Genomic DNA, 12,416 nt, shown 5'->3' on the forward strand with positions numbered 1-12,416 from the left:
CGGGCGGCCGATGCCGTGCAGCCCCGACGAGATCGGGAAGCTGTTCCTGTTCGAGAAGCTGACGCCCGGGCAGCTGGGCCGGCTGTGCGCCGAGGGCCGGGTGGAGCTGTTCGGCCCCGGTCCGGTGTACACCGAGGGCGAGGACGCCACCTGCTTCTACGTGATGCTGGAGGGGACGGTCGTGCTGACCCGCCGGGTCGGCGCGGACGACGTGGAGACCAACCGCACCTCGCAGCCGGGGGTGTACGCGGGCGCGATGCAGGCGTACGTCGGCGACCGGGTGCCGCAGGTCTACAACAACTCCATGCGGGTCACCGAGCCGACGCGGTTCTTCGTGCTTCCGGCGGACACGTTCGCGGCCGTCATGCGGGAGTGGTTCCCGATGGCGGTGCACCTGCTGGAGGGGCTGTTCTTCGGCTCCAAGAACACCCAGCGCACCATCGGGCAGCGCGAACGGCTGCTGGCGCTTGGCTCGCTGTCCGCCGGTCTCACGCACGAGCTGAACAACCCGGCGGCGGCCGCGGTGCGGGCCACCTCGACCCTGCGGGAGCGGGTGGCGAAGATGCGGCACAAGCTCGCCGTGATCGCCGAGGGCCCGTTCTCCCGCGAGGCGCTCGCGGGGCTCATCGAGATACAGGAGCGGACGGCGGAACGGGTGGCCAAGGCCCCCTCCCTCAGCCCGCTGGAGGCCGCCGACCGGGAGGACGACCTCGGCGACTGGCTGGAGGACCACGGCATCGAGCACGGCTGGCAGCTCGCGCCGACCTTCGTGCAGGCCGGTCTGGACACCGAGTGGCTGGAGCAGGTCGCGGCGGCCGTGGACGAGGAGATCCTGCCGGGAGCGGTCGGCTGGCTCAACTACACGGTCGAGACCGAGCTGCTGATGAACGAGATCGCGGACTCCACCGCCCGCATCTCCCACCTGGTGGACGCCGCCAAGCAGTACGCGCAGCTGGACCGGGCGCCCTACCGGACGGTCGACGTGCACGAACTGCTCGACAGCACGCTGCTGATGCTCTCCGGGAAGATCGGCCCGCGGATCGAGGTCGTCAAGGAGTACGAACGCACGGTGCCGCGGGTCCCGGCCTATCCGGCGGAGCTGAACCAGGTGTGGACCAACCTGATCGACAACGCCGTCGCCGCGGTGAACGACGCGGGCGGCGAGGGGACGCTGACCGTGCGGACGGCCCTGCACCACGACCGGCTGCTGGTGGAGTTCCGCGACACCGGCACCGGGATCGCGCCGGAGATCAGGGAGCGCATCTTCGACCCGTTCTTCACCACCAAGCCGGTGGGCGAGGGCACCGGGCTGGGGCTGGACATCTCCTGGCGCATCGTGGTCGACAAGCACCACGGCAGCCTCCAGGTCGAGTCCGTGCCGGGCGACACCCGGTTCCAGGTCCTCCTGCCGCTCACCGCCGCGGAACCCGCCCAGACCGATCCGACGGATCCGACCGACCCGACCGATCCAACGGACCCGACCGATCCGACCGATCCGACCGATCCGACCGAGGAGCCGGTATGACCAGCGACACCGGAATCGATCCCACCGTCCCGCCGAGCGGCACCGGGTGCACCGAGTGCGACGCGGACGGCGGCTGGTGGTTCCACCTGCGGCGCTGTGCGAGCTGCGGCCACGTCGGCTGCTGCGACAGCTCGCCGGGACAGCACGCGACCGGCCACTACCGGTCCACCGGGCACCCGGTGGTGCAGAGCTTCGAGCCGGGCGAGGAGTGGTTCTGGGACTACGCGACCAACGAGGTGCGCGAGTCGGGCCCGGACCTCGCCCCGCCCGGCAGCCACCCGGCCGACCAGCCGTCCCCCGGCCCGGCGGGCCGGGTCCCGGCCGACTGGGCGAGCACGCTCCACCGCTGACCCGGCGGCGGGCCCGGCGGCCGGGCCCCGAAACCAGGAAGCCCGCTGTCCGGCCCGCGTGTCAGGATGGGCGGCGTGCCGCACACCTCACTCACCAGTCCGCTCGTCGGCCGCGAGGACGAACTTGCGCGTCTCACCGGCGTACTGGAACGCGCCCGCGCCGGTGAGGGACGCGCGGTCCTCGTCGCCGGGGACGCCGGAGTCGGCAAGACCCGGACCCTGGACGAGGTCGCCGGGCGGGCCGCCGCGGCCGGGACGACCGTGCTCACCGGTCACTGCGTGGACCTGGGCGACGTGGGCCTGCCGTATCTGCCGTTCACCGAGATCGTGGGCCTGCTCGCCGCCGACGAGCGCTTCGCCGCCGTGCTGGCCGGGCATCCGGTGGCCGACCGGCTGCTCGGCGGCGGCCCGGACGACGGGACCGACGCCGCGCCCTCACGGCTCAGGCTCTTCGAGGGCGTGGCCGCCCTGCTGACCGACCTGGCGGACGTCGCACCGCTGCTGGTGGTCCTGGAGGACCTGCACTGGGCCGACCAGTCCTCCCGGGACCTGCTCAGGTTCCTGCTCGGCCGGGGCGTCCTCCAGCGCCCGGCGGGCGGGGCGCCCGGCCACCGGCTCGCGCTGTTCGCCTCCTATCGGGCGGACGACCTGCACCGCCGCCATCCACTGCGCCCGCTGCTGGCCGAGCTGGTGCGCCTGCCCGGCGTTGAGCGGCTGGAGCTGCGGCCGCTGCCGGACGCCGACGTGGCCCGGCTGGTGCGCTCGCTGCGGGAGCGGCGGCTGCCGGACAGCACCGTGCGCCGGATCGTGGAGCGGGCCGAGGGCAACGCCTTCTACGCCGAGGAGCTGGTCGCCGCCACGGACGCGCCGGCCGGGGGCGTCCCCAGCGGGCTGGCCGACGTCCTGCTCATCCGGTTCGAGCAGCTGTCCGAGACCGCCCAGCAGGTGCTGCGCACCGCCGCCGTGGCGGGCCGCCGGGTGGGGCACGACCTGCTGCGGGACGCCGTCGCGCTGCCCGAGGAGGAGCTGGAGTCGGCGTTGCGCGAGGCGGTGGAGCGGCAGTTGCTGGTCTCCGGCGACGGGGACACCTGCTCCTTCCGGCACGCCCTCGCCCGGGAGGCGGTCTACGCCGATCTGCTGCCCGGTGAACGGGCCCGGCTGCACGGCGCGTTCGCCCGGCTCCTCGCCGGTCCCGACCGCCGGTCCGACAGCGCGGCCGAGCGTGCGCACCACTACCGCGAGAGCCACGACCTGCCCGAGGCGCTCGCCGCCTCCCTGGAGGCCGCCGACCACGCCCAGCGGGTCGGCGCGCCCGCCGAGGAACTGCGGCACGTCGAGGCGGCGCTCGACCTGTGGACCGCGGTCGACGCCACCGCGCGGCCCACCGGTCCGGACGCGGTGACGCTCACCCTGCGCGCCTCCGCGGCCGCCGTGCACGCCGGTGAGCTGCACCGCGCGGTCTCCCTCACCCGCTCCGCGCTGGCCGGTCTCGGCCAGGACGCGGACCTGGAGCTGGCCGCCCGCGTCCGCTACACCCTGGCCGACAATCTGCTGAGCGTCGACAACCTGGAGTCCGCCTACGCCTACAGCAGCGAGGCGCTGGGCCTGATCCCCGCCGAACCCCCCTCGTCGACGTGGGTGTGGGCGGCCGCCACGCATGTGACGGCGGCCCGCCAGGTCGGGGAGAACGAGACGGCGCTGCGCGTGGCCCGCCGGGCGCTGGGGGTCGCCGAGGAGCTGGAGGTCACCGACGCCCGTGCCGATCTGCTGATCTCCCTGACGAGTCTGGAGGGCCGCAACCGCGCCACCCCCGAGGGCCGGGAGCGGCTCCTGGAGGCACGCCGGCTGGCGCGGCGTGCGGGCAACGCGCCCGTGGAGCTGCGGGCGCTGTTCAACCTCGCCATCGGCTGCTTCGAGTCCGGCGACCTGGAGGAGTGCCTGCCCTGGGCGTCGGAGGGTCTGGACCGGGCCCGTCGTTCCGGGCTGCTGTCGTCGCCCTATCCGCGGGAGATGCGGTATCTGCGGCTGCTGGCGCGGTACACGCTGGGCCACTGGGACGAGGTGCTGCGCGAGTCCGCCGAGGATGCCGGGGAGCGGTCGGCCCTGGACGGTCACGCCCTCGGGCCGGTGTTGTACGTGGCGCTGGCGCGCGGCGACTCGGGGGTGACCGACCGGGCCCGCGCCCTGCTGAACGGGCCGTTCGACTGGATGGCGCGGATGGTCGCGGGGATCGTGCTGACCGACGCGGCGGCGCTGCGCGGGGACGCGGAGGACGCCGTGCGCTGGATGCGCTCCAGCGTCGAGGCGCTCACCGAGGCGGGGACCCGGCCCACCGTGACCCTGCGCCTTGCCACCCTCGCGCTGTCGGCGGTCGCCGACACCGTGACCGAGCTGCGCCGGGCCGGGGACGACGCCGGGGTGGCCCGCTGGTCGGACACGGCGGCCGAGCTGCTGGCCGACGCCCGCTGGTCCGCCGGGCACGGGTACGACGACGTTCCGCAGGGCCCGGAGGGCCAGGCGTGGCTGGCGCGCGCCGAGGCGGAGTGGTCCCGGGTCGCCGGCGCCGCGCCGGACCCGGCCGCCTGGGAGCGGGCGGTGGCCGCCTTCACGTACGGCGACGCCTACGAACGCGCCCGGTGCAGGCTGCGGCTGGCCGACGCCCTGCTGGCGGTTGACCGCCGCGAGGAGGCGGCCGCCGAGACCGACACCGTACGCCGGGAGGCCGACCGGCTCGGCGCGACGGTGCTGCGCGAACGCGTCGACGACCTGGCCCGCCGCGGCCGGCTCGCGGGCCCGGCACGGGCCGGGGCGGGCGCCGCGGTGCTGACCGCCCGCGAGCAGGACGTCCTGCGGCTGCTCGCGCTGGGGCACAGCAACCGCCGGATCGGGGAGGAGTTGTTCATCAGCGCCAAGACGGCGAGCGTCCACGTGTCCAACATCCTCGCCAAGCTGAACGCGGCAAGCCGTACGGAGGCGGTCGCGGTCGCGCACCGGCAGGGCCTGATCGCCCCGGAGCCGACGTCGCCGCACTGAGGCGGTCCCGGGAACCCCGGCCGTCCGGCGGACGTTGACCCGGCACCGACAGCCACGCCCGGAGCGCGCACCACGACACAGGACGGCACGATGAGCGACTTGGTTCCCGGGGGCAACGTCCCTCTGCCGGGCGGCCCCGTGAGCGTACGGGTGCCCGGCGGCTTCGACGTGTCGGCGCTCGTCACGGACGAGGGCGGCAAGGTCGGCGGCGACGAGGACTTCGTCTTCTACAACCAGCCCGAGGCACCCGGCGCGCGGCTGCGGGGCGACACGCTCACCGTCGATCCGGCGCGGCTGCGGCCGGGCGCCGCCCGGGTGACGGTGGCGGTCAGTCCGTCGGATCCCGGCACTGTGCTGAGCGCGCTCCCCTCCCCCACGGTCCGTGTCGCCGACGCCCGCGGCCGGGCGGTCGCCCGGTTCACCCCCGCGCGTCCCGGGCAGGAGACGGTGCTGCTGCTCGTGGAGTTCTACCGGCGCGGCGAGGGCTGGAAGGTGCGCGCCCTGGGCCAGGGGTACGCGGACGGACTCGCAGGTCTGGCCCGGGACTTCGGCGTGGAGGTGACCGACGACGCGCCGCCGGCGCCGGACACGGCACCAAAACCGCCCACGCCCGATGCCGACCCCGACGGGTTTCTGGACCTGGTCAACTCCGCCCGTGCCGCCGTCGGTTCGCCCGCCGTACGGACCGACCCCCGGCTCCGCTCGGCGGCCCGCGCGCACGCCGCCGCCATGGCCGCCGCGGGCACGCTGAGCGTCGAGACGCGGGACGGCGTCTCGGTCCACCAGCGCGTCGTCTCGGCCGGGTTCGCGTATCTCACCGTCGGCGAGCACCTGGTCTCGGGCCCGCGCACGCCCGCCGAGTTCGTCGCGTACTGCCTCGGCGCCGAGCGCACCCGGCGCACGCTGCACGACACCGTCTTCACGCACGCCGGGTGGGCGTACGTCACCGGCGGGCCCTCGGGCGACACGTACTGGACGGCGCTGTGGGCCGTGCCGCTCACCCCGGACGGCCTGGCCCGCACGACGGCGGAGGTCGTCGGCCTCACCAACCGGGAGCGGGCCGGGGCAGGGCTGCCCGCCCTGGCCGTCGACGCCCGGCTGACCGCCGCGGCACAGGCACACAGCGCGGACATGGTGACCCGCGACTTCTACTCGCACACCGACCCCGACGGCGGCAAGCCGTGGGACCGGGCGGCCGCCGCGGGCGCGGACCGGCGCACGGTCGGCGAGAACATCGCCTGTGGTCAGCGCTCCCCCGCCGAGGTGGTGGAGGGCTGGATGAACAGCCCCGGACACCGTGCCAACATCCTCAAGGCCGACTTCACCCACATCGGCGTCGGTCTGGCGGGCGGCGGCCGGGCGGGCACGTACTGGACGCAGCTCTTCGGCGGTTGAAGGATGACCCCATGAAGGGTGACCTCTTTTCCAGCGAGCACATGGTGCAGCCCGCCACGGCGCCGGGCATGACCGTCGAGAACTCCAAGTGCATCCGTTACGCCGTGAACGGCGAGATGCTCGCCCGGCAGGGCGCGATGATCGCCTACCGCGGCAGTCTCCAGTTCGAGCGCAAGGGCCAGGGCGTGGGCGGCATGCTCAAGCGCGCGGTCACCGGGGAGGGACTGCCGCTGATGGCGGTGCGCGGACAGGGCGAGGCCTGGTTCGCGAACGAGGCCCAGAACTGCTTCGTCGTCGAGGTGGAGCCGGGCGACGAGTTCACGGTCAACGGCCGCAACGTCCTGTGCTTCGACGCGTCGTTGTCGTACCGCATCTCCACCGTGAAGGGCTCGGGGATCGCCGGGGGCGGACTGTTCAACAGCGTCTTCACGGGACACGGCAGGCTGGGCCTGGTGTGCGAGGGCAATCCGCTGGTCATCCCGGTCTCGCACCAGTACCCGGTCCACGTCGACACGGACGCGATCGTCGGCTGGTCCGCGGGACTCGCGACCTCCCTGCACCGTTCGCAGTCGATCGGCTCGATGCTGCGCGGCGGTTCGGGCGAGGCCGTGCAGCTGGTGCTCCAGGGCGAGGGCTTCGTCGTGGTACGGCCGAGCGAGGCGACCCCGCAGAAGCCGCAGCAGCACTGAGCCCTCCCCGGAAGGAAGACTGCCTTGATCGCGATCACGGAGATCGAAGCCGCCGCCGAGCGGATCGCCGGACATGTCGTACGTACCCCGACCGTGCCGAGCCCGGGTCTGTCCGCCCTGCTCGGCGTGCCGGTCACCGCGAAGCTGGAGCTGCTCCAGCGCACCGGCTCCTTCAAGGCGCGCGGGGCCACGGCGAAACTGCTGTCCCTGACCGAGGCCGAGCGGGCCGCGGGCGTCGTCGCGGTCAGCGGCGGCAACCACGGCATCGCGGTGGCGGTGATGGCCGCCGCCCTGGACGTGAAGGCCACGGTGGTCATGCCGCGTACGGCGCCGGCCCGTTCCGTGGAGATCGCCGAGGAGGCGGGCGCGCTGGTGCGGCTCACCGACGGCATGGACAGTGCCTTCGCGCTGGTCACCCGGCTCCGGGAGGAGGGGCTGACCCTGGTCCACCCCTTCGACGACCCCGTGGTGGTCGCGGGGCAGGGCACCGTGGGACTGGAGTTCGCCGAGGACGCCTCCGACCTCACCGACGTGCTGGTCAGCATCGGCGGCGGGGGGCTCGTCGCGGGCGTGGCGGCGGCGCTGCGGGCGCTGCGGCCCGGGGTGCGGGTGTGGGGTGTGGAGACCGAGGGCGCCGAGGCCATGTCGCGGGCGCTCGCGGCGGGCGGGCCGCTCACGGTGCCCCTGTCGTCGGTCGTCACCACGCTCAGCGCGCCGTCCGTCTCGCAGCTGACGTACGACCATGTGGCGGAGCTGGTCAGCGAGGTGCTCGTGGTGCCGGACCGGGAGGCCGTCGAGGGTTCCCTCGCGCTCGCCGAGCACGCCAAGGTGTGGACCGAGCCGGCCGCCGGCTGTCTGCTCCCGGCGGCCCGGCGGGTGGTGGAGCGCGTGGGGGACGGAGCCCGGATCGGGCTCGTGGTGTGCGGTGGCAATGCCACGGTGGGCGACATGGCGGTGTGGGCGGACCGTTTCGGCCTGCGCTGACGTCGGGCCGGGCCCGGACCCGGCGGGCCGCGGTTCTTGGAGAAGGGTCAGAAACGGGGCCGGGACGCGCGATCGCTGAACACACCCCGGTGCCCCCGACGTACCTCTGGTCGAGCGAGGAACCGGCGGTGCGAGCGAGGGATGGCCATGGGCAGGGCGCACGTCTCCACACACGAGCTGGTCGCCGGACGCTACCGCCTGTTCGAGGTCGTCCAGCGCGAGACGAACCGGGTCTGCTGGTCCGGGGAGGACGCCACGACGGGCCACCCGTGCCTGGTCACGCGGATCGAGCTGCCGGAGGGCCGGGCGGGCGAGGCGGCCCGCAGGGCCCCGGGCCGGGTGATCCGCACCGGCGAGATCATGACGTCGCTGTGCCCCGGGCGGATCGCCCCGGTACTGGACGCGGTGGTCGAGGACGGCATGCTGTGGACGGTCACCGAATGGGTCGCCGGTGTGCCGCTCGGCGACCTCCTGGACCGTCGGGGCGCGTTCAGCTACGCCCGGGCCGCACGCGTCGGTCTGGAACTGCTCGCGGTGCTGGAGGCGGCCCACACCCACGGGGTCACGCACGGCGAGCTGAGCCCTGGGCAGGTGTTCGTGCGCGAGGAGGGGTCCGTCCTCGTCACCGGCTTCGGGCTGGCCGGCGCCACCCTCGCCCCACGGCTGACCGCCCCCGCGTACGCCTCGCCCGAGCAGGCCCGCGACGAGCGGATCGGGCCCGCGGCCGACCTGTGGACGCTGGGCGCGATCCTCTACACGATGGTCGAGGGCCGTCCGCCGTTCCGTGACCGGGGCCGGCCCGAGGCGACGCTGAAGGGAGTGGACCGGCTGCCGCTGCGCACCCCGGCGCGCGCCGGTCCGCTCGCCCAGGCCGTGCAGGGACTGCTGCGCAAGGACTCCCGGGAACGGCTGACCCGCCCGGTGGTGCGCGCTGCCCTCGCGCGGGCGCTGACCGAGGACCCCGGCACCACCGTGGCCGAGGTGACCACCAGGCCCGGGCTGCGCGGCGTGTACGCGGCCGCCCGGAAGTCGGGCCGCGACCGGTCGCGGCGGACCGTGGCCGCCGGGACCGCGCTGGCCGTCGTGACGGTCGCGGTCGCCGTCCTCGCGGTCCTCGCCGTCACCGACGGGCTCCCCGGTACGGGCGACGGCGCCGCCACGGGCGCCCGGCAGCGGCCCTCGCCGACCGCCGCCCCGCCCACCGGCTCCGCGCCCGCCGCCGCCTCCCCCGCGCTCCCCTCTTCCCCTGCCTCCCCGGCCTCTCCCTCCTCCCCCGCCGACCCGCCCGGCGCGAGCGCCTCTCCGTCGGAGGCGGGCGTCCCCGCTCCGGCCGGGTTCCGCCGCTACGACGCGCCGGAGGGCTTCTCCGTCGCCCTTCCCGGGGGCTGGCGGCGCCTGGACACCTCGGGCGCGCCCGGTGGCGCGTACCGGGTGGTCTTCGGCGCGACCGGCGACCCCCGTACGCTCGCCGTCACCTACAGCAGGCGCGCGGGCGCGGACCCGGTGGCCGTCTGGCGCGACGACGTCGAGCCGGGCCTCGCACGCGCGGACGGCTACCGGCGGATCGGCGAGATCCGCGCGACCACCTACCGGGGGCGCGCGGCGGCCGACATGGAGTGGCTGGTCCGGGACGACGGCACCCGGGTCCGCACCTTCGGCCGCGGCTTCCTGCTCGGCGGCGGACGCAGCTTCTCGCTGCGCTGGACGACGCCGGCCGGCGACTGGGACGACAGCGCCAACGAGCGGGCGCTCGCCGCGTTCCTCGGCACCTTCCGGGAGGATACGGCCTGACCCCTTCCGGCCCGTTTACACCTGTTTTTCCTCGGGCCGGGCGGGGACCCGGCCGCCATGGCACACATCGGATACACGATGATGACCGAGCAGGCCGGCCCGCGGGAACTCGTCGGCCATCTGGTGCGGGCCGAGGAGGTGGGCTTCGACTTCTCGGTGACCTCGGACCACTACTTCCCCTGGCTGCGCGCGCAGGGCCACTCGCCCTACGCCTGGAGCGTGCTGGGAGCCGCGGCACAGGCGACCTCGCGCATCCCGCTGATGACGTACGTGACGTGTCCGACGTTCCGCTACCACCCGGCGGTGGTGGCGCAGAAGGCGGCGACGCTCCAGTTGCTGTCCGAGGGCCGCTTCCGGCTGGGTCTCGGCTCGGGCGAGAACCTCAACGAGCACGTGGTGGGCGGCGGCTGGCCGTCCGTCGACGTGCGGCACGAGATGCTCCGGGAGGCCGTGGAGATCATCCGGGGACTGTTCGCTGGCGGCCACGTCAACCACCGCGGCACGCACTTCGACGTGGAGTCGGCCCGGCTGTGGGACCTGCCCGAGAGCGCGCCCCCCATCGGCATCGCGGTCTCCGGCGAGCGTTCCTGCGAGCTGGCGGGCGAGTTCGCCGACCTGGTGATCGCCACCGAGCCGAAGGCCGGGCTGCTGGAGTCCTTCGACCGGCACGGCGGCACAGGCAAGCCGCGCGTGGGCCAACTGCCCGTCTCCTACGACCCCGACCGGAACACGGCGATCGAGCGGGCCCACGCGCAGTTCCGCTGGTTCGGCAGCGGCTGGAAGGTCAACTCCGAACTGCCGCATCCCGACGCCTTCGAGGCGGCCACCCAGTTCGTGACGCCCGACGACGTCGCCCGGTCCATCCCCTGCGGCGACGACCCGGACGCCTTCGTGGCGGCCGTACGCCCGTACGTCGAGGCCGGGTTCACCGACGTCGCCCTGGTGCAGATCGGCGGCGAGTCGCAACCCGCCTTCCTGGACTGGTCGGAGAAGACCCTGCTGCCCGCCCTGCGGGAGGCGTTCGGGCGCGACTGAAACCCGGGGACGGGCGAATCACCCGGATGACTGAGCATCTTGCCGGTGGGCGGGGTACTAGAGGGCTCTACGTCCGTCCTCCTGGAGGCCCCCGTGAACACCGTCGTGCACAAGACCCTGGTCGTGCAGCTCCAGGCGGGCGCCACCGCCGACCGGTTCCCGGTGCTCGCGCACCTCGCGTACGACGCGGCGGAGCCGTTCGCCCTCACGGCGGTCTTCAGCCACGACGGCCGGGTGCTCGCCCGCTGGACGCTGGACCGGGAGATGGTCGCCGAGGGGCTCACCCGTCCGGTGGGCGTGGGCGACGTGCGGCTGCGGCCGGAGTCGCGCGGCATGTGGGACGAGCTGCGCATCGAGCTGCTGGGCGACGACCGGGCCGACGGGGAGCGCCACCGCGCGGTGGTGTTCGTGTGGGCCGCGGCCGTCGAGGCCTTCCTGCGCGAGACGCACGAGGTGGTCCGGCCGGGGCGTGAACAGGTGCGCGTCGACGACTTCCTCGCCGAGCTGACCGCCGAGGGCTGAGCCGCCCGGGTCGGCCGGGCCTCGGGTCCGCCGGGCGGGGGCTCGGCCGCCCCGGGGTCCGACCGTCTCAGCGTGCCGTGTGGCGGTGCCGGGTCCACAGCGGGATCCCGAACCAGCACAGCAGGTACCAGAGCACCACACCGGTGACGAGGTAGGGCACGAAGCCGTCGTGGGTCGCGACCCGCAGGATCAGCAGGAGCGAGCAGGCCGTCGTGGCGAGCAGCAGCACGAGGCCGAGCACGGTCAGCCGGGAGGCCCACCGCACCGCCTGGGGTTTCACCCGGCGCCCGGAGACGAGCCGGTGCAGGGAGACCGGGCCGATCAGGGCGCCGGTCGTCACGGCGCCGAGGACCACCGTGATCAGGTAGATCATCTGATCGGTGTCCGAGAGACTCTCGTACTTCGGCTGGAAGACGACCGTGAGCAGGAAGCCGAACAGGATCTGCACGCCCATCTGCGCGACGCGGACCTCCTGGATCAGCTCGGTCCACATCCGGTCGGCCCGCTCTTCCTCGGTCTCGTTGCGGCCCCTGCGCCGTCCCGAGCCCTCAGCCGCTTCCGCGTCCCTCACGTCGTCCTCCCGGTGCCCGTCGCCTGCGTCCTCTTCCCTGTTCCCGGGATCCCGGCACTCAGGCGCCGGGCCGGGGCGGTGACGCCCGGTTTGGGTGATCGGGGGGCGGTTACACGGGCCGGGACCGACCCAAGCCCGGCAAGGAAGGCGAAGGATGTCCGACACTCGGCTCACCGTGACGCTCGACGGCGGCGGCATCGACGACGCGCGGGCGATCGTCCGCGCACTGGAGGGCGTCTTCGGGGCTCCCGACGGCCGGCCCGCGGACGAGGGGGCGACGGTGCGCACCGCGACCTTCGACGCCTCGGGCGCCCCGCACGTCCCGGACGCGTCCTCGGCGGCGCGCACGACGGGCGGCGCGCTGTCCGCACCCGTGACGGTCACCGTTCAGGGCACGCCGCAGGCCGTGGAGGCGGCGAGCGAGACGCTGTCCCGCGCCTTCACCGCGCGGAACGAGGGAGCGGCCTCGGGCGACCAGGAACGGGAGCGGGAGTTGCTCCTGGTGCCGTGAGGCCGGGACC

At 74.5% G+C, this 12,416-nt stretch carries 11 protein-coding genes; 10 read left to right on the forward strand and 1 reads right to left on the reverse strand.

Annotation, left to right across the window (positions count from 1 at the left end):
* Positions 1 to 10: 10 nt before the first annotated feature.
* From ACFYZ3_RS36205 to ACFYZ3_RS36245, 9 genes are all read left to right on the forward strand, one after another.
* Positions 11 to 1,525 (forward strand): ATP-binding protein, encoded by a 1,515-nt coding sequence (locus ACFYZ3_RS36205; RefSeq protein WP_388527135.1) that lies wholly within the window; start codon positions 11 to 13, stop codon positions 1,523 to 1,525.
* Complete coding sequence (locus tag ACFYZ3_RS36210) at positions 1,522 to 1,875, forward strand: UBP-type zinc finger domain-containing protein (RefSeq protein ID WP_388527016.1); 354 nt, start codon at positions 1,522 to 1,524, stop codon at positions 1,873 to 1,875. Before ACFYZ3_RS36205 ends, ACFYZ3_RS36210 begins: the two co-directional genes overlap by 4 nt.
* A gap of 66 nt (positions 1,876 to 1,941) precedes the next feature.
* On the forward strand, positions 1,942 to 4,908 hold the full coding sequence (locus ACFYZ3_RS36215; protein ID WP_388527019.1) for an AAA family ATPase: 2,967 nt from the start codon (positions 1,942 to 1,944) through the stop codon (positions 4,906 to 4,908).
* A 90-nt stretch (positions 4,909 to 4,998) separates the two neighbouring features.
* Positions 4,999 to 6,303 carry a CAP domain-containing protein gene (locus tag ACFYZ3_RS36220; RefSeq protein WP_388527022.1) on the forward strand — a complete coding sequence of 435 codons (1,305 nt, stop codon included), beginning with the start codon at positions 4,999 to 5,001 and terminating at the stop codon, positions 6,301 to 6,303.
* Between the two features lie 11 nt (positions 6,304 to 6,314).
* Positions 6,315 to 6,992 (forward strand): AIM24 family protein, encoded by a 678-nt coding sequence (locus ACFYZ3_RS36225; protein ID WP_388527025.1) that lies wholly within the window; start codon positions 6,315 to 6,317, stop codon positions 6,990 to 6,992.
* Positions 6,993 to 7,016: 24 nt separating this feature from the next.
* On the forward strand, positions 7,017 to 7,976 hold the full coding sequence (locus ACFYZ3_RS36230) for a threonine/serine dehydratase (RefSeq protein WP_388527028.1): 960 nt from the start codon (positions 7,017 to 7,019) through the stop codon (positions 7,974 to 7,976).
* A gap of 141 nt (positions 7,977 to 8,117) precedes the next feature.
* Positions 8,118 to 9,767, forward strand: coding sequence for a serine/threonine-protein kinase (locus ACFYZ3_RS36235; RefSeq protein ID WP_388527031.1), 1,650 nt, complete (start codon positions 8,118 to 8,120; stop codon positions 9,765 to 9,767).
* 57 nt (positions 9,768 to 9,824) lie between these two features.
* Positions 9,825 to 10,802, forward strand: a complete 978-nt coding sequence (locus tag ACFYZ3_RS36240; protein WP_388527033.1) for an LLM class F420-dependent oxidoreductase — start codon at positions 9,825 to 9,827, stop codon at positions 10,800 to 10,802.
* A gap of 93 nt (positions 10,803 to 10,895) precedes the next feature.
* On the forward strand, positions 10,896 to 11,324 hold the full coding sequence (locus ACFYZ3_RS36245; protein ID WP_388527036.1) for an SsgA family sporulation/cell division regulator: 429 nt from the start codon (positions 10,896 to 10,898) through the stop codon (positions 11,322 to 11,324).
* A 67-nt stretch (positions 11,325 to 11,391) separates the two neighbouring features.
* Here the strand turns inward: ACFYZ3_RS36245 and ACFYZ3_RS36250 are convergent, their stop codons facing one another.
* On the reverse strand, positions 11,392 to 11,817 hold the full coding sequence (locus tag ACFYZ3_RS36250; protein ID WP_388527138.1) for a DUF6328 family protein: 426 nt from the start codon (positions 11,815 to 11,817) through the stop codon (positions 11,392 to 11,394).
* Between the two features lie 232 nt (positions 11,818 to 12,049).
* Here ACFYZ3_RS36250 and ACFYZ3_RS36255 point away from each other — a divergent pair, with 232 nt between their 5' ends.
* Positions 12,050 to 12,406, forward strand: a complete 357-nt coding sequence (locus tag ACFYZ3_RS36255; RefSeq protein ID WP_388527039.1) for a hypothetical protein — start codon at positions 12,050 to 12,052, stop codon at positions 12,404 to 12,406.
* The last annotated feature ends 10 nt before the right edge of the window (positions 12,407 to 12,416 follow it).

It is taken from the genome of Streptomyces sp. NPDC001599, from assembly GCF_042893535.1.
Taxonomy (GTDB): domain Bacteria; phylum Actinomycetota; class Actinomycetes; order Streptomycetales; family Streptomycetaceae; genus Streptomyces.

Coding starts and splice junctions, on each gene's coding strand:
- ACFYZ3_RS36205 (WP_388527135.1), top strand. CDS start 11: ATGCCGTGCAGCCCCGACGAGATCGGGAAGCTGTTCCTGTTCGAGAAG.
- ACFYZ3_RS36210 (WP_388527016.1), top strand. CDS start 1,522: ATGACCAGCGACACCGGAATCGATCCCACCGTCCCGCCGAGCGGCACC.
- ACFYZ3_RS36215 (WP_388527019.1), top strand. CDS start 1,942: ATGGGCGGCGTGCCGCACACCTCACTCACCAGTCCGCTCGTCGGCCGC.
- ACFYZ3_RS36220 (WP_388527022.1), top strand. CDS start 4,999: ATGAGCGACTTGGTTCCCGGGGGCAACGTCCCTCTGCCGGGCGGCCCC.
- ACFYZ3_RS36225 (WP_388527025.1), top strand. CDS start 6,315: ATGAAGGGTGACCTCTTTTCCAGCGAGCACATGGTGCAGCCCGCCACG.
- ACFYZ3_RS36235 (WP_388527031.1), top strand. CDS start 8,118: ATGGCCATGGGCAGGGCGCACGTCTCCACACACGAGCTGGTCGCCGGA.
- ACFYZ3_RS36240 (WP_388527033.1), top strand. CDS start 9,825: ATGGCACACATCGGATACACGATGATGACCGAGCAGGCCGGCCCGCGG.
- ACFYZ3_RS36250 (WP_388527138.1), bottom strand. CDS start 11,817: ATGTGGACCGAGCTGATCCAGGAGGTCCGCGTCGCGCAGATGGGCGTG.
- ACFYZ3_RS36255 (WP_388527039.1), top strand. CDS start 12,050: ATGTCCGACACTCGGCTCACCGTGACGCTCGACGGCGGCGGCATCGAC.